General features: G+C 58.0%; 19 protein-coding genes. 13 read left to right on the plus strand and 6 right to left on the minus strand.

Annotation, left to right across the window (positions count from 1 at the left end):
- Window positions 1-39: 39 nt before the first annotated feature.
- Complete coding sequence (gene aspS / locus I6L34_RS02875) at window positions 40-1,806, minus strand: aspartate--tRNA ligase (RefSeq protein ID WP_058059528.1); 1,767 nt, start codon at window positions 1,804-1,806, stop codon at window positions 40-42.
- Window positions 1,807-1,838: 32 nt separating this feature from the next.
- The gene (locus I6L34_RS02880; RefSeq protein ID WP_005337686.1) at window positions 1,839-2,090 is read right to left on the minus strand and encodes an FmdB family zinc ribbon protein; all 252 of its coding nucleotides are present in this window, start codon (window positions 2,088-2,090) and stop codon (window positions 1,839-1,841) included.
- A gap of 162 nt (window positions 2,091-2,252) precedes the next feature.
- Here I6L34_RS02880 and I6L34_RS02885 point away from each other — a divergent pair, with 162 nt between their 5' ends.
- From I6L34_RS02885 to I6L34_RS02910, 6 genes are all read left to right on the plus strand, one after another.
- Complete coding sequence (locus I6L34_RS02885) at window positions 2,253-3,101, plus strand: DUF72 domain-containing protein (RefSeq protein WP_216955574.1); 849 nt, start codon at window positions 2,253-2,255, stop codon at window positions 3,099-3,101.
- A 275-nt stretch (window positions 3,102-3,376) separates the two neighbouring features.
- A complete protein-coding gene (gene cmoA / locus I6L34_RS02890; protein ID WP_216955576.1) occupies window positions 3,377-4,123 on the plus strand; it encodes a carboxy-S-adenosyl-L-methionine synthase CmoA in 747 nt (248 codons plus the stop codon).
- Complete coding sequence (gene cmoB, locus I6L34_RS02895; RefSeq protein WP_216955578.1) at window positions 4,120-5,097, plus strand: tRNA 5-methoxyuridine(34)/uridine 5-oxyacetic acid(34) synthase CmoB; 978 nt, start codon at window positions 4,120-4,122, stop codon at window positions 5,095-5,097. Before cmoA ends, cmoB begins: the two co-directional genes overlap by 4 nt.
- Window positions 5,098-5,149: 52 nt before the next feature.
- Window positions 5,150-5,938 (plus strand): ATP-dependent zinc protease, encoded by a 789-nt coding sequence (locus I6L34_RS02900; RefSeq protein ID WP_005337698.1) that lies wholly within the window; start codon window positions 5,150-5,152, stop codon window positions 5,936-5,938.
- Window positions 5,939-5,941: 3 nt separating this feature from the next.
- Entirely contained in the window at window positions 5,942-7,480 is a 1,539-nt protein-coding gene (locus I6L34_RS02905) for an inactive transglutaminase family protein (protein WP_005337699.1), read from the plus strand.
- 3 nt (window positions 7,481-7,483) lie between these two features.
- A complete protein-coding gene (locus tag I6L34_RS02910; protein ID WP_005337700.1) occupies window positions 7,484-8,449 on the plus strand; it encodes an alpha-L-glutamate ligase-like protein in 966 nt (321 codons plus the stop codon).
- 247 nt (window positions 8,450-8,696) lie between these two features.
- Here the strand turns inward: I6L34_RS02910 and I6L34_RS02915 are convergent, their stop codons facing one another.
- Entirely contained in the window at window positions 8,697-9,299 is a 603-nt protein-coding gene (locus I6L34_RS02915) for a peroxiredoxin C (RefSeq protein ID WP_005337701.1), read from the minus strand.
- Window positions 9,300-9,445: 146 nt separating this feature from the next.
- Here I6L34_RS02915 and I6L34_RS02920 point away from each other — a divergent pair, with 146 nt between their 5' ends.
- The 3 genes from I6L34_RS02920 to I6L34_RS02930 all read left to right on the plus strand — a co-directional run bounded on the left by I6L34_RS02920 (window position 9,446) and on the right by I6L34_RS02930 (window position 11,486).
- Window positions 9,446-10,354: a hydrogen peroxide-inducible genes activator gene (locus tag I6L34_RS02920; RefSeq protein WP_005337702.1), complete on the plus strand. Its 909-nt coding sequence runs from the start codon at window positions 9,446-9,448 to the stop codon at window positions 10,352-10,354.
- Between the two features lie 194 nt (window positions 10,355-10,548).
- The gene (locus I6L34_RS02925) at window positions 10,549-10,998 is read left to right on the plus strand and encodes a C40 family peptidase (RefSeq protein WP_216955580.1); all 450 of its coding nucleotides are present in this window, start codon (window positions 10,549-10,551) and stop codon (window positions 10,996-10,998) included.
- A gap of 311 nt (window positions 10,999-11,309) precedes the next feature.
- A complete protein-coding gene (locus tag I6L34_RS02930; protein ID WP_005337704.1) occupies window positions 11,310-11,486 on the plus strand; it encodes a hypothetical protein in 177 nt (58 codons plus the stop codon).
- A 168-nt stretch (window positions 11,487-11,654) separates the two neighbouring features.
- Here the strand turns inward: I6L34_RS02930 and dsdC are convergent, their stop codons facing one another.
- Entirely contained in the window at window positions 11,655-12,599 is a 945-nt protein-coding gene (gene dsdC, locus I6L34_RS02935; RefSeq protein WP_216955583.1) for a DNA-binding transcriptional regulator DsdC, read from the minus strand.
- A 223-nt stretch (window positions 12,600-12,822) separates the two neighbouring features.
- Between dsdC and dsdX the strand changes: the two genes are divergently transcribed.
- The 3 genes from dsdX to I6L34_RS02950 all read left to right on the plus strand — a co-directional run bounded on the left by dsdX (window position 12,823) and on the right by I6L34_RS02950 (window position 15,993).
- Window positions 12,823-14,160, plus strand: coding sequence for a D-serine transporter DsdX (gene dsdX, locus I6L34_RS02940; protein WP_075115219.1), 1,338 nt, complete (start codon window positions 12,823-12,825; stop codon window positions 14,158-14,160).
- A 16-nt stretch (window positions 14,161-14,176) separates the two neighbouring features.
- A complete protein-coding gene (locus I6L34_RS02945) occupies window positions 14,177-15,508 on the plus strand; it encodes a D-serine ammonia-lyase (protein WP_216955584.1) in 1,332 nt (443 codons plus the stop codon).
- A gap of 308 nt (window positions 15,509-15,816) precedes the next feature.
- Window positions 15,817-15,993, plus strand: coding sequence for a hypothetical protein (locus tag I6L34_RS02950; RefSeq protein WP_005337712.1), 177 nt, complete (start codon window positions 15,817-15,819; stop codon window positions 15,991-15,993).
- Between the two features lie 72 nt (window positions 15,994-16,065).
- Here the strand turns inward: I6L34_RS02950 and icd are convergent, their stop codons facing one another.
- Window positions 16,066-17,319 (minus strand): NADP-dependent isocitrate dehydrogenase, encoded by a 1,254-nt coding sequence (gene icd, locus I6L34_RS02955; RefSeq protein ID WP_216955585.1) that lies wholly within the window; start codon window positions 17,317-17,319, stop codon window positions 16,066-16,068.
- A 156-nt stretch (window positions 17,320-17,475) separates the two neighbouring features.
- A complete protein-coding gene (locus I6L34_RS02960; RefSeq protein WP_216955586.1) occupies window positions 17,476-18,351 on the minus strand; it encodes an AraC family transcriptional regulator in 876 nt (291 codons plus the stop codon).
- A gap of 129 nt (window positions 18,352-18,480) precedes the next feature.
- On the opposite strand from I6L34_RS02960, the gene manA reads away from it, so the two are divergent.
- On the plus strand, window positions 18,481-19,680 hold the full coding sequence (gene manA / locus I6L34_RS02965; RefSeq protein ID WP_216955588.1) for a mannose-6-phosphate isomerase, class I: 1,200 nt from the start codon (window positions 18,481-18,483) through the stop codon (window positions 19,678-19,680).
- Window positions 19,681-20,505: the final 825 nt, after the last annotated feature.

The following is a 20,505-nucleotide window of genomic DNA, read 5'->3' on the forward strand; positions in this document are numbered from 1 at the left end:
AGAGGCCGCACGGCGGCGGCCTCCGGTGCCGGTATCGGCTTACTCGTCGCCCTTGACGGTGGTTGCAATCGCCAGCTCACCCAGTTGGGCGGCGTTGGCAAGGCTGGGGGCGTCTGTCATCAGACAGGCGGCCGCGGTCGTTTTCGGGAAGGCGATGACGTCCCGAATGTTTTCGGTACCGGTCAGCAGCATGCTGAGACGGTCCAGACCGAAGGCCAGACCGGCGTGCGGCGGGGTGCCGTACTTCAGGGCATCCAGCAGGAAGCCAAACTTCAGACGCTGCTCGGCCGGGGTGATACCCAGGATATCGAACACGGTGGATTGCATCTCGCTGTTGTGGATACGGACAGAGCCGCCACCCACTTCGTAGCCGTTGATCACCATGTCGTAGGCGTTGGCGTAAGCACCCACAGGGTTGGCTTTCAGCTCGGCCGGGCTCATGTTGCTCGGCGCGGTGAACGGGTGGTGCATGGCGGCCAGACCACCTTCACCATCTTCCTCGAACATCGGGAAGTCGATGACCCACAGCGGTTTCCAGCAGTTCTCCAGCAGGCCCAGATCGCGACCCACTTTCAGACGCAGGGCGCCCATGGCATCGCAGACCACTTTCTTGCTGTCAGCGCCAAAGAAGATGATGTCGCCGTCGGCTGCGCCGGTACGGGCCAGGATCTCGCGCACGATGGCGTCAGAGAGGAACTTGGCAACCGGAGACTGCACGCCTTCGATACCATTGGCCGCTTCGTTGACCTTCATCCAGGCCAGGCCCTTGGCACCGTAGATGCCGACAAACTTGGTGTATTCGTCGATCTGCTTGCGAGAGAGCTCGGCACCGCCCGGAACTTTCAGGGCAGCCACACGGCCTTTCGGATCGTTGGCGGGGCCCGCGAACACGGCGAACTCGACAGCAGTCAGCAGATCAGCCACATCAACCAGCTCCATTGGCAGACGCAGGTCCGGCTTGTCGGAGCCGTAGCGACGCATGGCTTCGTCGAAGGTCATGATCGGGAAGTCGCCCAGATCCACGTTCAGGATGTGCAGCCACAGTTTGCGGATCATCTCTTCCATCACTTCACGCACCTGCGGCGCGGTCATGAAGGAGGTCTCCACGTCGATCTGGGTGAATTCCGGCTGGCGGTCGGCACGCAGGTCTTCGTCACGGAAGCACTTGACGATCTGGTAGTAGCGATCGAAGCCGGACATCATCAGCAACTGCTTGAACAGCTGGGGTGATTGCGGCAGAGCGTAGAACTTGCCCTTGTGCACGCGGCTCGGCACCAGATAGTCACGGGCACCTTCCGGGGTGGCCTTGGTCAGCATCGGGGTCTCGATATCGAGGAAGCCGTGCTCGTCCATGAAGCGGCGTACGAAGGCGCTGGCCTTGGCACGGGTCTTCAGGTACTTGGCCATCTCGGGACGACGCAGATCCAGGTAGCGATACTTGAGGCTGATCTCTTCGCTGTTGACCTGATTGAAGTCCAGCGGCAGCGGCTCGGCACGGTTGATGATGTTGAGTTCGTGGGCGAACACTTCGATGGCGCCAGTGGCCATGTCGCTGTTGCGCTGGGACTCGGGACGGGTGCGCACCACGCCGGTCACCTGGATGCAGAACTCGCCGCGCAGCTCGGAGGCCAGGGCGAACGCCTCCGGCTTGTCCGGATCGAAGAACACCTGAACGATCCCTTCCCGGTCGCGCATATCGATAAAGATCAGACCGCCGAGATCACGACGACGATGAACCCAACCGCACAATGTAATGGTCTGCCCTGCATGGGCCTCATTGACCTGTCCGCAATAGATAGAGCGCATGGACTTCTTCCTTCGAAATTGTAGAGAGACGGTTAACCTTGGGCCGCCGGGCACGACTGGCAAGCACCGTCTGTCTCACAGCTGGCCAGATTCTTTTTCTTACCCGGTTTGAAATCAGTCTCGTACCATCCGGTTCCCTTGAGCCGGAAGCCTGCCGCCGATATCAGCTTGACCAGATTCGGCTTGCTACAGGCCGGACAGTCGGTCAGGGGGGCATCGGAAAGCTTTTGCAGTTTTGCCAATTCATGGCCACAGACGTCGCAACGATATTCGTAGATAGGCATGGGTCACAAGAAATTGAAAAACAAAAGGGCTGGCATTATAGAGGAAAACCCCCTTTTGGGTAAAATGGCCAGCAGCCTCCTTTCGCCAGTTTTTTGCACTCGATGGCAAAAAGCGGGCAAAAAATCGGCACGAATGCACCAAGAGCGAAGAGAATAGCCATCATGAGCCTCTATTTGGGCCTGCCACAGTGGTCCCACCCCAGCTGGCCCGGCCAGTTGCTGGGCCTTGGCGCCAAGCCTGCCGAACACCTCGCCCACTACGCCACCGTGTTCAATTCGGTGGAGGGTAACACCACCTTCTACGCCCTGCCGACACCGGACACTGTGCAGCGCTGGGCCGATGCGGTGCCCGATCACTTTCGTTTCAACTTCAAATTTCCGCAAACCATCAGCCACCAGAGCGATCTGGTGAGCGCAGACAAACAAGTCGCCGACTTTATTCGCCTGCTCGCCCCGCTGCACGACAAGCTGGGGCTGCTCACCCTGCAGTTGCCCGCCCGTTTTGGGCCAGAGGGGCTGGCCAGACTGGCGGCCTTTATCGAGCGGCTGCCACGGGCGTTTCGCTACGCCCTCGAAGTGCGTCACCCTGAGTTCTTCGCCAAGGGGGAGGCCGAGCGGGCATTGAACCGGCTGCTGATGGAACAGGGTGTGAACCGGGTGATGCTCGACAGCCGGCCACTCTTCTCGGTGCCAGCAACCACGCCAGCCCTTGTCGATGCCCAGGGCAAGAAACCGCGCCTACCGGTGCATCTGCTGGCCACCGCCAACGCCCCCATGGTGCGCTTTATCGGCCTGCCGGATCCGGCGGCCAATCACCCCTTCCTGCCCAGCTGGCTCCCCCACTGGCGCCAGTGGCTTTCCGAGGGCAAGGCTCTCTACCTCTATATACATACTGCCGACAACGCTCAGGCACCTGAGCTGGCCCGCCAGATCACCCGCTTGCTGGAGCAGGAGATGGCCCCCTGGCCGGGGGAAAACGATCGCGCACGGCAGGGAGTGCTGCGCTTTTAGCCAACCCATTCTGCGGCCATCGTTTCGCTGCAAAAAAAGTGCTTTTTTGTGGCGTGGCAAGCCCTGGCGTCAAGACAAACGGCCATCAATCCTCTACACTACCGCCCCAAGTAAGGGTCCGGAACATGGCCCGTACGAACAGGACAGGTCCAAAGGATTTCACGACCAGCCACCCCGTTCGTAAACAGGTGATAAATCTACTCTGATGGGTGTCACCCAACGACTCAATTGAACAATACAGCCGGGTGATGTCCCGACTGTCAGGTTGCGCCAGCATGCATACCAAAGATCAAATTTTTGCCGCCCCGATCGCCCGATTGGGAGACTTCTGTTTTGACGAACAGGTCGTCGACGTGTTTCCCGATATGATCCAGCGCTCGGTGCCGGGTTACAGCAACATCATCTCTGCCATCGGCATGATGGCCGCCCGCTACGCCCAACCCGAGAGCCGACTCTATGATCTCGGCTGCTCACTGGGCGCCGCGACCCAGGCGATGCGTCGCCATGTCAGCCAGCCCGGCTGCCGCATCAGCGCGGTGGATCTCTCCCATCCGATGATCGAGCGCGCCCGCGCCCACCTCTCCGGTTTCAAATCCGAGGTGCCGGTGGAGCTGGTGGAAGCAGATATCTGCGACATCGAGATCGAGAACGCCTCCGTGGTGGTGCTCAATTTCACCCTGCAATTTGTCGAGCCAGAGAAACGGGCCGCCCTGATCCAGCGCATTCACGATGGTCTGCGCCCGGGCGGGATCCTGATCCTGAGCGAAAAGTTTCGCTTCGAAGATGAACCGGTCAACGAGCTGCTGATCGATCTGCATCTCGACTTCAAGCGGGCCAATGGCTACAGCGAGCTGGAGATCAGCCAGAAACGCACTGCCCTTGAGAACGTGATGCGCACCGACAGCCTGCCGGTGCATCAGGCCCGTCTGCGGGATGCCGGTTTCGTCCATCAGGATCTCTGGTTCCAGTGCTTCAACTTCGGCTCCATGATTGCCATCAAATCCAGCGACGCCCAGCCATGATCGACTTTGCCAATTTCTATCAACTGATTGCCAAAAACCGGCTGAGCCACTGGCTGCATACCCTGCCCGCCCAGCTGCACGCCTGGCAACATGACAACCAGCATGGCGACCTGCCGCGCTGGAATCGCGCCCTCAACAAGCTGCCGCAGGTGGCTCCCGGCAACGTCGAGCTGAAAAGCCGGGTCGAGATTGGCTCGGCCGAGAGCCTTGGCGAAGGTGAACGCAAGAAGGTCGAGAGCCTGCTGCGTCACTTCATGCCTTGGCGCAAGGGGCCGTTCACCGTACACGGCATCCACATCGATACCGAGTGGCGCTCTGACTGGAAGTGGGATCGGGTGCTGCCCCATATCAGCCCGCTCGAAGGCCGTTACGTGCTGGATGTGGGCTGCGGCAGCGGTTACCACCTCTGGCGCATGGTGGGTGAAGGGGCTCGGCTTGCAGTCGGCATCGACCCGAGCCCGCTGTTCCTCTGCCAGTTCGAGGCCATTCGCCACTTCGCGGGCAATGATCAGCGCGCCCACCTGTTGCCGCTCGGTATTCAGGAGCTGCCGGAGCTGCGTGCCTTTGACACCGTCTTCTCCATGGGGGTGCTCTATCACCGCAAATCCCCCATCGAGCACATCGAGCAGCTGCGCAATCAATTGAAAGATGATGGCGAGCTGGTGCTGGAGACGCTGGTGATTGACGGAGGGGTCAACGACGTGCTGATGCCCACCGATCGTTACGGCAAGATGCGCAACGTCTGGTTTATTCCCTCTAGCCGCGCCCTCAAGCTGTGGGTCGAGCGCTGCGGCTTCACCGACGTGCGGATAGTAGACGAGAATATGACCAGCACCGACGAACAGCGTCGTACCGACTGGATGATTAATGAATCCCTGAGTGACTATCTGGATCCAGACAATCCGGCACTCACGGTAGAAGGACACCCGGCGCCGAAACGTGCCGTACTGATTGCCCGCAAGGCCAAAGACTAGCCGATGGCGATTCAGGAAGTTACACTGACCCAATTCCAGGAAGCACAGTTAAATGAATGACATGAAAAGCAAATTAAAAGGAATGACCCTGCTCTCCCTGCTTAGTCTCGGCGGGTGTGTCAATATGGAAAAAGCGCCTCAGGTCCCTGCTCTGACGCTGGCCGAGCTTCGTAGCGAGCTGAGCCAGAGCGAGCAACGCCTGCAAACATCCATGGAACAGCAACAGAAGCAGTATGTGCAGCAACAGCACCTGCTGGTTCAGCTCAACACAGATGTCACCAATATGAAAGAGTCCGTCAAGCAAGTAGACCACAAGCTCGCCACCCTCCCCTCCGAGCCGCCCAAGCCGATGGCCATCCCCACCGAGAAGTGCCCGGCCCCCAATCAGGGTCACACCATCGATGGCAAGCTGATGGTCGGTGAAGCCGAGTGGATCTGGGTTGATGCAGCCAACGACGCCTTCCAGGCCCGGGTCGATACCGGTGCGACCACCTCCTCCATCAGTGCGCAGGAGATCACCATTTTCGAGCGCAACGGCAAAAACTGGGTGCGCTTCTTCCTGAGCCATCAGGAAGTGGACGACAAGATCCAGATCGAAGCGCCGCTGGTACGCCATGTACGGGTGCGTCAGGCCTCTGCCGACGATCTCGACCGCCGTCCGGTGGTGCGTCTGGCCGTGCGCATTGGCGACATGACCGAGAAAGCCGAATTTACCCTGAAAGACCGTAGCGACATGACCTTCCCTGTGCTGCTGGGTCGCGAATTTTTGAAAGACATCGCCGTGGTTGATGTGGCCCGCGAATATATCCAACCCAAACCCAAGCTCAAGGATGTGAAATAATCCATGGTTTCCCGTAAGCCGTTCTATTTGCTGGTAGCCCTGCTGTACATTGTCGGCCTGGGGATGACGATCTATCACCATATCGCGTTGGATGTACCCCTGACGCCCGGTGAAAAGCGCCAGATCTGGTCCATCGAAGCCAAGCTGGAGTTTGAGGCGACCGGTGAGCCGGTGATCGCCTCTCTGGCCATTCCGGGCACCCAGCCCGGTTTCACTCTGATGAACGAGAACGCCGCCAGCCCCGGCTACGGCCTCTCCTTTGTCGAGAAAGATGGCGATGCCCGCGCCGAGTGGTCCATCCGCACCGCCTCTGGCCGTCAGGAGCTCTATTACCGAGTCGACATGATGGCGGATGCCCACGCCAAACCGGCCGCCAATCCGCAGCCGCCTGCCATCGAGAAGCAGATCGAGAGTGAGCCTTACGCCACCGCGATGAAGCAGATCCTCGAGCGGGCCCAGGAGCGCTCTGCCGACGGCTACACCCTGACTCGCGAGATCATCAAGGAGATCGAGAAGCAGGAGCAGAACGCCGAGCTGCTGAAAAAGCACAAGAGCCGCGCCAACCTGATCGCCGAGCTGCTCAACAATGCTGACGTCCCCACCCGCGTGGTGCATGCTCTGAATCTGGAAGATGGCCGCCGTCGTCAGGAGCTGGTGGATTACCTGCAGGTATTCAACAGCCCGACCGACTACAAGCTGTTCAACCCGCAAACCGGTGAACAGGGTCGTCCGGCCAACCTGCTGCTGTGGGAATACAACTCCGGCGCCCTGCTGGACGTGACCGGTGGTCACAACTCCCGTGTCAGCTTCTCGATGATCGAGCAAGAGCAGCCGGTGAGCGTGGCTCTCGCGCAGAAGTTCGAAAAATCAGAGATGATGAACTTCTCCATCCACAGCCTGCCGCTGGAAGAGCAGACCCTGTTCAAGGGCTTGCTGCTGATCCCGATTGGCGTGCTGATGGTGGTGTTCCTGCGGGTGCTGGTGGGGATCAAGACCTCCGGTACCTTTATGCCGGTGCTGATCGCGGTCGCCTTTATCCAGACCTCGCTGGTCACCGGCCTCATCGGCTTCCTGCTGATCGTCGGCACCGGTCTCATCATCCGCTCCTATCTGTCGCGGCTTAACCTGCTGCTGGTTGCCCGAATATCGGCCATCATCATCATGGTTATCTCGATGATCGGTATCTTCTCCGCATTCGCCTTCAAGCTGGGGCTGACCGACGGCATGAAGATCACCTTCTTCCCGATGATCATCCTCTCCTGGACCATCGAACGGATGTCCATCCTGTGGGAAGAAGAGGGCCCGAAAGAGGTGTTCCGCCAGGGCGGCGGCTCTCTGCTGGTTGCAGTCATCGCCTATCTGGCCATGGATAACGAGCTTATTCGTCACCTCACCTTCAACTTCCTCGGCCTGCAGCTGGTGCTTATGGCGACCGTGCTGTTGATGGGTAACTACACCGGATACAAGCTGAGCGAACTGAAGCGCTTCAAGCCGCTGGTGGACGAGATGAAATCTGGCGTCACCCCGGGTAAGGACAAGTAACCGATGTGGTTCTGGGAAAAATACACAACCCCGTGGAGCCTGTCCCAATCAGGCATCCTCGGCATGAACAAGCGCAACCACTCCTACATCAGCCGCTACAATCCGCGCAGCCTCTATCCGCTGGTGGATGACAAGCTGCAGACCAAGCAAATTGCGCTGGATGCAGGGGTCACCGTGCCTGAGCTGATCGGTACCATCCGTGCCCAGCACGATGTGGGTCGCATCACCGAGCTGGTAAAAGATTGGCCGGGCTTCTGCATCAAGCCGGCCCGTGGCTCGGGCGGCAAGGGGATCCTGGTGATCCTGCGTCAGGAAGATGGCCTCTTCTACAAGCCCAACGGCAGCGCCTCCAACGGTCAGGATCTGGAGCGCCATGTCTCCAACATTCTGGCGGGGCTCTATTCGCTTGGCGGCAAGCCAGACGTGGCACTGGTCGAAGGCCTTATCAACTTTGATGATGTGTTCGACGGCTACTCTTTTGAAGGGGTACCCGATGCCCGGGTGATCATCTTCAAGGGGTTCCCGGTGATGGCGATGATGCGCCTCTCCACCGCAGCCTCGGATGGCAAGGCGAACCTGCACCAGGGCGCCGTGGGGGTGGGTCTGTGCCTGCGTACCGGTCGTGCCCTGCGGGCGGTGCAGTTTGGCAATCCGCTGCGCCACCATCCGGACACCGGCCTCGATCTCTATGAGCTCAAGGTGCCCCACTGGGATACCCTGCTCACCCTGGCCGCCTCCTGCTACGAGATGTCGGGTCTGGGTTATATCGGTACCGATATGGTGCTGGACAAGTTCCGCGGCCCCATGCTGCTGGAGCTCAACGCCCGTCCGGGTCTTGCCATCCAGATCGCCAACGGTCGCGGCCTGGTGCCCAACCTCAAGACCATCGAAAAACTGGGACAGGTGAAGATGAACGTGGAACAGCGGGTCAATTTCGCCAAGGATCACTTCGGGATCTTTGAGGAATAACTTCTTCGCTTGTGAACTAAGCGCGCCTATGGCGCGCTTTTTTTATGGCGATTGTCTGTCGGCATATCCCCCCACCCAGCCATTCGGATCAGCATCTCATTTCGAAACAACGAGTACGCCAGCGAACGGCAGCTTGGAATAGCGATGGAGCGAGAAGAGTGTGACCGCAATGTCAGGGGATGGATAAATCTCAGGTATAAAAAAACCGGCGCCAAGACGCCGGTTCTTCAAGGAGAGTGCAGCCCGATTACAGGGAGTCAGCATTCTCGGACAGGTACTTGGCAACCCCGTCCGGAGAGGCTTGCATACCTTTTTTGCCTTTTTCCCACTGAGCCGGGCACACTTCGCCGTGCTCTTCGTGGAATTGCAGGGCATCGACCATGCGCAGCATCTCGTCGATGTTGCGGCCCAGCGGCAGATCGTTGACAACTTGGTGACGAACGACACCGTTCTTGTCGATCAGGAAGGAGCCACGGAACGCCACACCGGCTTCCGGATGCTCAACGTCATAGGCTTTGCAGATTTCGTGTTTCACGTCGGCGATCAGCGGGTACTTGACCTGACCGATACCGCCATCTTCCACTTTGGTGTTGCGCCATGCGTTGTGGGAGAACTGGGAATCGATGGAAACACCGATCACTTCCACGCCACGCTTCTGGAACTCTTCATAACGGTGATCGAAGGCAATCAGCTCGGACGGGCAGACGAAGGTGAAATCGAGCGGGTAGAAGAAGACAACGGCAGCTTTGCCTTTGATGTGGGATGACAGGTTGAATGAATCAACGATCTCGCCATTACCCAGAACAGCTGCGGCGGTAAAATCGGGTGCGGGACGGCCTACCAATACCATATTCAATTCCTCTTTATGTGAAGTGAACAATCCGGTGAGGATTGGGCTACCTAGAGCCAAGTCCATCTAATTCAAGCGACAAACTATAGACCCGGTGGTAGATTAGTTAAATCAAATTAAATAGATAGCATTAATCGGGTTTTTCTATGCAACGTTGGCCCAGCCTCAAACAGCTGCAATATCTGGTCGCTCTCGATGAGCACAAGAACTTCAACCGCGCCGCCAAGGCCTGTCATGTCAGCCAGTCGACCCTGAGTACCGGGATCCAGACGCTGGAGGACATGATGAACCTGCAACTGGTGGAGCGGGACCACAAGAGCTTCATTATGACCCCGGTCGGCATGGAAATCGTCGAGCGCGCTCGCAATTTGCTCTCCGATGCGCGGGATCTGATGGAGCTCGGGCAACATCAGGGCGGCGTGATGCAGGGGACGGTACGTCTTGGCTGCATTCCCACCATCGCCCCCTTCTTGCTGAGCAAGCTGCTGAAAGAGTGCAGCAAAACCTATCCTGACCTCGAATTGTTGCTGCGTGAAGACACCACCAGCAATCTGCTCAAGCAGCTGGAACAGGGTCAGCTCGACTTGCTGATCCTCGCCCTGCCCATCGAGATCGGTGGATTTCACTGCAAGACCGTCGGCCAGGATCCGTTCCACATGGTGATGCCCGCCAGCATGGCGGCCGGTCTGCATACCCCGTTCGACTACAAGGAGCTGCCCAACCAGAGCATCTTCCTGCTGGAGCGGGAGCACTGCCTCACCGAGCACGCGGTGAGCGCCTGTCGCCTGCGGGACAAGAGCAAGATCAACCCGTTCGCCGCCACCAGCCTGCACACCCTGGTACAGATGGTGGAAGCGGGTCTTGGCACCACCTTCCTGCCGCAGATGGCCATCGATGCCGGCATTCTTGCCAACTCCGATCTGGTGGCCATCCCGCTGCCGGGAGAGACCTCCTATCGCGAGATTGGGCTGGTCTGGCGCCCCAGCACCACCCGGGTACAGACCTTCTACAAACTGGCCGAGCTGCTTAAACCGCTGATCAGCCACAACGAGTGACAACAAACGCCAGCCCTCGGGCTGGCGTTTTTCAGTTCCCCACCACATTTTTCCTCTCGGAGACTAGGTCTGGAGCCAGATCCCTGTTTATGATGGAAAAGTTGTCGCGTGCCCTCCTGCCGCCAGAACGATTTGGCAGGATATGGCGTTCGATAAATGTCTCGTTTGGTAGACCCGTCCGTGGAGAGAGCCCGATGTATCACAAGCTGCTGCTATCCCTGCTGACTCTGCTGCTGGCCGCCTGTTCCAGCACGCCGGAGCCGCCTCCGGCCCCCCGGCAGAGCAGTGCCTTTGATGGCTTCTACCAACAATGGCGCGGTGTTCCCTACCGCATGGGCGGCGCCAGCCGCGCCGGGCTAGACTGCTCCGCCTTCACCCAGCTCGCCTACAGTCAGGTGCTGGGCTTCAACCTGCCAAGAACCACCGAATCTCAGGCCAGCATTGGCAAACCGGTGGATCGCTACCGGCTGCAACACGGGGATCTGGTCTTCTTCAAAACCGGCTGGCAACAGTACCATGTCGGGGTCTACACAGGTGCCGGCGAGTTTATTCACGCCTCCACCAGCAAGGGAGTGATCCGCTCCCGCCTCGACAACGTCTACTGGAACAGTCGCTACTGGCAGGCGCGTCGGGTGACCCAGTAACCGGCCACACGCCTGCTCGTGACACAAGTTGCGTGCCGATACTCTCCGTCAATCCCTGTCGCGATGTCGGGACACACAACCCGCGCTTATAACTCAATTGGACCCAAATCCTGCATATCACACCATTTTGTGATAAGGTGGTGGCCAATTTTTAACACTTTTGCCTTTTTCTCATACGCTCTCTGTCCTGATTGACAACACGCGCGGCGATAACAAGCAGCGCGCGGCGAAAGTGGAGTGTGGCGCAACACTGCCGGACGGGTGTCCCACAGCTGCAGTATCAAGGGTTAAATAGATAAGGAGATCGTGCAATGAAACAGTATCAAAGCTGGCTGGGGCAATACCTGATGAGTCGCCGTGACGGTGACCACGCCATGGCATGCGAGATGGCGAGTTCCATCTGCGAGTTCTGGCAGCAGCAGGGTGATGAAAACGAACTGGACAAGTGGCAGCAGATTTACCAGAACCATCTGGAAAAGACCACCTGATCCCGACCGTTTCCTTGCTGCCAGCCACCCGGTGTTGGCAGCAAGGCCACTCGCGACCAACCACTATCAGCCAACCCCTCTCCCCCTATTTTCCCGCTACGTTAAACCGCTACCTTCGTTCACTCGCGCTTTACCATCTTCATTTTGCTCTTGCGCACCGGCCTCTGTTCATTCCATCTCGGCAGCCATTTCCTGCGCCCAGTCGATAAAGGCCTGGATCTTGGGACACGCCCGATTGGGCAGGGTCGCCATGTAATAACGCTGCTCGCACTTGATCTCCAGCCCGGCAAAAGGGGCCACCAGCTCGTTGCGTGCCAGTCGCTTGCTCACCAGATTCTTGCGCCCCATGGCGATCCCGGCGTGATTCATGGCGGCGATGATGGCGAGATCCGAGCGATCAAAACCCATGCTCAGCTGGCATGCCTCGAGGCTGACCCCGGCGTGGCGAGCCCAGCTGCTCCATTCGTCGGTATCCGAGTCAAATCCCCATGCCTGACGATCATGGAGCAAACGACACAAGGACAAGTTGGCGGGATTGCCGACAAGCCCGTGCTGCTCGGCATATTCCGGGCTGCAGACCGGCAGCATGAACTCATCCATCAGCGGGTGGATGGCAAGCCGCTCCGGGCTCTTCTCATCGAAATAGAGGGTCAAATCGATGCCATAACCATGCAGGTTGATGTTCTCGTTGCCGGTGATGATATTGAGCTCGATCTGCGGATGCTGGCGGGAGAAATCAACCAACCTGGGCACCAGCCAGCACTGGGCGATGGAGGGACGCGAATAGATGGTCAGGGTACCGGAGAGTTCCTGATTCTTGATCTCCAGGATCTCCTGATTGATGAACTCCAGCGAGGATTTGAGCGCCCAGAACACCCGCTGCCCATCCGCCGTCAGTACTACCTTGCGGTGAAAACGCTCAAAGAGCTTGAACCCCAGCTCCTCTTCCAACGCGCTGATCCGGTGACTCACGGCACTGGGACTCAGCGACAATTCATCAGCCGCCATGGCAAAGGATCCGTGGCGGGCGGCCGCCTCGAAGGTGTGCAACTTGGCCAGCTGGTAGCCACTCAGCAGCTTGTTGCGCGATATGTAATTATCCCCGTTATACATTCATCCCCCTCTTCGCAATGGCCACCGATGATACACCCGCAGGCCACCTTCAGGATGAAGTCAAAAGACCCAAAGAATGTGATTTAGATAAATTGTGACCAATGTAGTGCCTTTGCATCACCTCAGATCACCCAAGTGGTCGATTTCATCATTTGTCAGCCCCGCCTCATTTTCATTCAATAAGCGCATAAACAATCACACACAACAGATGTCGAGGCGCAGTATGAGTTCAGAGGTATGGGTCATCGCTACCTTGCTAAGTAGCATCGTTCTTATCGTGGTTACCATAGTGAAGGGCAAGGTTCATCCTTTCCTTGCCCTGCTGCTGGCTAGCTTCTATGTCGGCACCCTGATGGGGATGAACCCGGTCAACATGGTCAATGCCATGGAAGCGGGCATTGGCGGCACGCTAGGCTTTCTCGCCGCAGTCATCGGTCTTGGCACCATACTTGGCAAGATGATGGAGGTGTCGGGGGCGGCGGAGCGCATCGGTCTCGCCCTGCAGAGATGCCGCTGGCTCTCGCCTCAGGTCATCATGGTACTGGTTGGTCTGGTATGTGGCATCACCCTGTTTGTCGAAGTGGGGGTAGTGCTGCTGATCCCGCTCGCCTTCTCCATCGCCCGCAAGACCAGAACCTCGCTGCTGACCCTGGCCATTCCGCTCTGCACCGCCCTGATGGCCGTGCACTGCATAGTGCCGCCCCACCCGGCAGCCCTCTACGTCACCAATCAGCTGGGGGCTGACGTCGGCTCGGTCATCGTCTATGGCCTCGCGGTCGGGCTGTTTGCCTCGCTGGTGGGCGGCCCGCTGTTCCTCAAGCTGCTGGGTAACCGGCTCCCGTTCAAGGAGGTGCCCGCAGCCTTTGCCGACATCAAGGCCCGCGATGAAGCAACTCTCCCAACGTTGGGAGCCTCGCTCTTCACCGTGCTGCTGCCCATCCTGCTGATGCTGGCCAAGACGGTCGCCGAGCTCAATATGGAGCACGCCAGCCACCTCTACACCGTGCTGGAGTTTATCGGCAACCCCATCACCGCCATGTTTATCGCCGCCTTCACCGCCTACTACGTGCTGGGGCTCCGCCAGCAGATGAAGATGGAAGGGCTGCTCAACAAGACCGAGGAGTGCTTCTCCTCCATCGCCAATATCCTGCTCATTATCGGGGCAGGCGGCGCCTTCAACGGCGTGCTCAAGGCAAGCGGCCTGGGCGATAGTCTGGCCACTATCCTCTCCCAGCTGGATATGCACCCGATTCTGCTGGCCTGGCTGGTGGCCATCGTGCTGCACGCCGCCGTGGGCTCCGCCACCGTCGCCATGATGGGCGCCACCGCCATCGTCTCCCCCATCATGGTGCACTACCCGAACATAAGCCCGGAGATCATGACCCTGGCCATCGGCTCCGGTGCTATTGGCTGCACCATGGTGACCGACTCTCTGTTCTGGCTGGTCAAGCAGTATTGCGGCGCCACCCTGAACGAAACGCTCAAGTACTACACCACCGCCACCTTTGTTGCCTCCCTGATGGCGCTGGCCGGTACTTTCCTGCTCTCCTTTATCGTGTAACAAGACCGAGAACACTATGAAAAACATCGACGTCCAACAGCTCACAGCGCAATTTCCACTGGTGCAATCCCTGATCGCGCTTGAGCCAGTCACCTGGTTCAACCCCAACACCACCACTCTGGCTGCCGGTCTGCCCTATGTGGGGCTCGATAACAACAATGTGGCGGACGCTTCCGCTCGGCTGGCCCGCTTCGCCCCATACATGTGCGAAGCCTTCCCCGAGACCCGCGCCAGCAACGGTATTCTGGAGTCCGAGATCGCCGCTATTCCGGCGATGCAGGCTACGCTCAACCGGCGCTACGGGGTTGAGGTCACCGGTCGACTGCTGCTGAAAAAAGACAGTCACCTGCCCATCTCCGGTTCCATCAAGGCGCGAGGCGGTATCTACGAGGTGCTGACTCACGCCGAACAGTTGGCGATCAAGGCGGGACTGCTCTGCGAAGAGGATGACTACCGAAAACTGTTCAGCGACGAGTTTCGCCAGTTCTTCAGCAAGTACAGCATCGCAGTGGGCTCCACCGGCAATCTCGGCATGTCCATCGGCATCATGAGCGCCAAGCTCGGCTTTACCGTCACCGTCCACATGTCAGCCGATGCGCGGAAGTGGAAGAAGCGCAAGCTGCGTGAACACGGCGTCATCGTGGTCGAATATGCCGAAGATTACGGGGTGGCGGTGGAACAGGGGCGCAAAGAGGCCGAGCGCGATCCCAACTGCTTCTTTATCGACGACGAGAACTCCCGCACCCTGTTCCTCGGCTACTCGGTGGCGGGCGAGCGGGTGAAAAAGCAGTTCGACCAGATGGGCATCAAGGTGGATGCCGACCACCCGCTGTTTGTCTACCTGCCCTGCGGCGTAGGCGGCGGCCCGGGCGGGGTGGCCTTTGGTCTCAAGCTCGCCTTTGGTGACCATGTCCACTGTCTGTTTGCCGAACCGACCCACTCCCCCTGCATGCTGCTGGGGGTCCACACCGGGCTGCACGATGCCATTGCGGTGCAGGATCTGGGCATCGACAACCTCACCGCCGCTGATGGTCTGGCCGTAGGTCGCGCCTCCGGCTTCGTCGGCCGCGCCATGGAACGACTGCTCGATGGCTTCTACACCCTGAGCGATCAGGAGATGTATGACCTGCTCGGACTGCTGGCGCGCGATGAGCAGATCACACTCGAGCCCTCCGCTCTGGCTGGTATGGCTGGCCCGTGGCGGGTGGCTGCCAATCCAGAGTGGCTCACCGGGCGCGGTTTCGATGCCGCAACCATGGCACAGGCCACCCATCTGGTGTGGGCCACCGGCGGTGGCATGGTGCCCGCCGAAGAGATGGCAAAGTACCTGGCCAGCGCCAAGATCTAGGCTGTTTTGCCACATTTATCTGCAAATCAACCCGCCATCACGGCGGGTTTTCTGTTTTGGGAACAAGGGGATGGGGCTGTTCTGTCACAATCCATGGCGACAATTTCCCCAAGTTGGTCAGTTTGTGCTAAAATGGCGCTCATTTTTTGACATCTCGCGTCACGTTCGCCGCCAGATGGCCCATCGGGCTCTCTGCCCGGGTCGTGACTTTGCACCATCATGCCTGATGATGTTCCCCCCAAGATGAGCCGACAGGCTTCCGTCAAGGTGGGCACCCTCAAGGGCACATGAGATAAGGAGATCGGGTAATGAAACAATATCAAAGCTGGCTGGGAGATTATCTGATGAGTCGACGTGACGGAGATCACGCGATGGCTTCTGAACTTGCCAACACCATCTGCGCCTTCTGGAAGGCTCAGGGTGATGAAGCAGAAACCAGCAAATGGCAGCAACGCTATCAGCAACACGTAGAGCAGGCGCAATAAGCCCCTTCACTCTTTCGCGATAAAAAAACCGGCGCACATGGCGCCGGTTTTGCGTTTCTGGCAAGCAGCAGATTACATCTGGTCGATCATGTCCTGAGCAAACTGGGAGCAGGAGCGCAGGGTGGCCCCTTCCATCAGACGCTCGAAGTCATAGGTGACGGTCTTGTTGCGGATCGCCGCTTCCATCCCCTTGATGATGAGATCGGCCGCTTCGACCCAGCCCATGTGACGCAGCATCATCTCGGCGGAGAGGATCAGCGAGCCCGGGTTAACCTTGTCCTGACCGGCATATTTCGGCGCAGTACCGTGGGTCGCTTCGAACAGGGCCACGCCGTCACCAATGTTGGCACCCGGTGCGATACCGATACCGCCCACCTGAGCAGCCAGCGCATCGGAGATGTAATCACCGTTGAGGTTCATACAGGCGATAACGTCATACTCGGCCGGACGCAGCAGGATCTGCTGCAAGAAGGCATCGGCGATGACATCCTTGATGACGATGGTCTTGCCGGTTTTCGGGTTCTTGAAGGAGCACCAGGGGCCGCCGTCAATCAGCTGGGCACCGTACTCGTTCTGAGCCAGAGCATAACCCCAATCCTTGAAGGCACCTTCGGTGAACTTCATGATGTTGCCCTTGTGCACCAGGGTCACGGAGTCACGATCATTGTCGATGGCATACTCGATGGCGGCACGAACCAGACGCTCGGTACCGGCCTTGGACATCGGCTTGATGCCGATCCCGCAGGATTCGGGGAAACGAATTTTCTTCACGCCCATCTCGTTTTGCAGGAAGGCGATCACCTTCTTGGCTTCATCGCTGTCCGCCTTCCACTCGATACCGGCGTAGATGTCTTCGGCGTTTTCGCGGAAGATCACCATGTCGGTCAGATCAGGACGTTTCACCGGGCTCGGGGTGCCGTCGTAGTAACGCACCGGGCGCAGGCAGATGTAGAGATCCAGCTCCTGACGCAGGGCTACGTTGAGGGAGCGAATACCGCCACCGACCGGAGTAGTCAGCGGGCCCTTGATGGCCACGCAATATTCACGAATGAAATCCAGGGTTTCGGCCGGCAGCCAGGCACCTTCGCCATAGACATGAGTCGATTTCTCGCCGGTATAGATCTCCATCCAGGCGATCTTGCGCTCGCCCTTGTAGGCTTTCTCGACCGCAGCATTCACCACATTCAACATGGCCGGGGTTACGTCAACACCGATGCCATCCCCTTCAATAAACGGAATGATCGGATGGTTGGGAACCTGCAGCTTGCCGTTAGCATCGACTGTGATTTTCTGACCTTGGGTCGGGATTACTACTTTGCTTTCCATCGGCATCTCCTAACTTCCGTTTGTTATCAACTTGTTTGTTGCGCGCGGCCATCTTAGCCCATTCATTTTCATAATAAAACGACAAGAAAGCATGTCAGACCAAAGAGGTAGCCACCCGCTAGTGCGCCGTCACCACGCCTCTCCGACCCCTCCCAGCTATCCCTCCAGCTCGCTGGCCACCGCCTGCGGCTGACTCAGGGAACGGTACTGGGAAGGGGTCAAGCCGGTCTTCTGTTTGAACACCCGGCAGAAGTAGTTCACGTCACTGTAACCGCAGCGACTGGCCACCTCTTCAAGACGAAAGCGGTACTTTTTCAGCATGAATTTGGCCCGATCGATCCGCACCCAGCTGATGTAATCGGCAAGGCGCATATGACCCTGCTCGCGGAACAGGTGGGAGAGATGGCTGGCTGAAATGTTGAAGCGGTGGGCAATGGAATCCCGGGTGATGGGACGGTGAAAGTTCTCCTGGATATAGATGCAGATCCCGTGAAAGAGCTCTGCCCCCCGTGGCCGATCCGTGGCGGACTCCAGCAACAGCTGACGGGCACTCGCCAGCAGAGCCTGCAGCAAGTGATCATCGGTGGGAGAGCGACCGGGATCCTCGGTCAGCACATTGAGAGCAGCCAGAATGTGTTCGATCACATGGCCCGCCCGCGCCATGATGCTGTGCTTTTGCACATCGAAAAAGTCCGGATCTTCACGGCGCTTGCTCACCAAACTGAACCCCAGCTGGCGTTTGCCAAACAGCAGGCTCAGCACCGAGCAGTCGGTGGTCCAGAGCGGCTTGTTCCAGCCGTTGGGAGGGATATAGAGCGCCTGTCCCGGCAATACACTGATCTCTCTGGCCCCCTCCTCCCTGTCCCAGATCTGGTTGAGATACTCGCCGCTAAAGACCAGCTCGAGGCGGGGAAAGTTGACCTGATAGCTGAAACTGGGTGGCACCCCCTGTTCACTGGCAAACCAGATTTGGTCAAATGGAACCTGTTCGCTCAGGGCTCCGTCGAGCAGTTGGCTGAAGATGAGAGACATGGTGATCCTGATCAAGAGAGAGGCAAGCGGTTGCGGCGCGCACGACCGCCCATGTTATAGTCCGGTCCACAGCAGTAATGCCACCCTTTTCTGCACCCGATTTTCTTCAAACTAGACGAGGCGTCCCTTATGAGCAGTAGCGATCTGCCCTCCTTTCTGTTGATGCAAAACCCGATTCAAGGCTATGACTGGGGCAGTCATGACTCCCTCACCACCCTGTTTGGCATTCCCAACCCGCAAGGCAAACCCCAGGCCGAGCTGTGGATGGGGGCTCACCCCAACGGCTGCTCCGAGGTGACGCTGGCGGCCAGTGTGCAAAAGCTCTCTAAGGTGATCGACAGTGCTCCGGCCGCCGCGCTGGGTGAGGCCACCTTCGCCCGTTTTGGCAGCCTGCCGTTCCTGTTCAAGGTGTTGTGTGCCGAGAAGGCTCTCTCCATTCAGGTGCACCCGAGCAAGGCTCAGGCTGAAGCGGGCTTTGCCAAAGAGGAGGCCGCAGGCATCGATATCAAGGCGAGCAATCGCAACTACAAGGACCCGAACCATAAGCCGGAGCTGGTTTTTGCCCTCACCCCCTATCAGGCGATGAACGGTTTTCGCGCTATCCCCGCCATTCTGGCACTGTTCGAGCGGGTCAATCTGGCGGCCATCGCCGATCTGACCGCAGCCCTTGCCGCCAGCCAGAATGAAGCAGGCCTGCAGCACTTCTTCCACCAGCTGCTGGTACTGGAAGGGGCGTGCAAGGAGGAGGCGCTGGAAGGGCTGCTAACCTATGCCGCCGCCCATCAGGATGAGGAGACGTTTGCCCTCATCACCATTCTGGCGGCCCAGTACCCGGGAGATGTGGGCCTATTCTCGCCGCTGCTGCTCAACGTGGTGACGCTTGAGCCCGGTCAGGCGATGTTCCTCGATGCCTGTACCCCGCACGCCTATGTGCGCGGCACGGGTCTCGAGATCATGGCCAACTCCGACAACGTACTGCGCGCCGGCCTCACCCCCAAATACATCGACGTGGCAGAGCTCTTGGACTGCACGCGCTGCTTGCCCAAGCCGGACGACCAGATCCTGCTGGCCCCCCGCTGTGATGGTGCGGTACAGCACTTCGACGTGCCGGTACCTGACTTCACTTTCAGCGTCTACCCGGCTGGCGAGCATCAGCTCACCACTGCCAGCGCCGAGATCCTCTTTGCCATCGATGACACAGTGACCCTCAAGCAGGGCGAACAGTCACTGCGTTTGGAAAAGGGGCAATCAGCCTTTATTCCTGCAGCGACTGGCAATTATCAACTGCTGGCCGAAGGACGGGTCGCCCGCGCCGGCAACCGCTGCTAATCAACATAAGAGCCGACTCTCGTTGGAGGGGGAATATGCCTCCCCCTCCCAACAGAGCAATATGGCCTACCAGTCAAGTCCGTCTGTATCTCTACTGCTCTCTTATGCCTACCTTCCTTCAGGCATCTCGCTCTGAAGTCCATCCCTGACTGCATCCTGCCCACAACCAGCTCCACAGGTTTGTCGCCCAAGCTTGGCGCTACCCTGATGCAGATGACTGGGTTTGCTGATACGAAGAAAATTCCAGCCTGCACAAGCAACGGCGACACTCTGAGTATCCGAAAAAATGGAGGCAATAAAAATAACAACTCTACTCTCTACTATTTTCACCCCCTGATGAAAGCTAAAACAGCACATAGATGCATCGCCATTAAACCTTTCCCAGGCCATCATCATTCGGTCTGTAAACATTTAGCAGCCGTAGTCATACAGAACCATTAATAATGCAAACGAAAGGGATCTCTTTTGAATTTTCGAGATGCGGCCCTATTTTTTAGTCGTTCTATAATTTAATTCCAAGCAAACCATTCGAACTTTGTCGAAAAAAACAACTTAAGAAAAACCATAAGATTATGATATATAGCGCTTTTCTTTTACATCACACCTTAAAGCTGACGTAATCCGTAAAAAAGCCAGGCCGCATTAACTGACAATCCAATCAATTTAAAGGCAGGATAATGAGAGATTTGATATTTATTTTTTGATATGCCAGCCAAACCTCATCGCAGTAAAGAAATAGACCTTAAATACCCTCTGTGATTAAGTTCTCTTTTATTTGATTTATTTTTAAGGTATCACATCTATTCGCCGATATAAATTTCACAC

The organism is Aeromonas sp. FDAARGOS 1404, assembly GCF_019047085.1.
Classification (GTDB): Bacteria; Pseudomonadota; Gammaproteobacteria; order Enterobacterales; family Aeromonadaceae; genus Aeromonas; species Aeromonas veronii.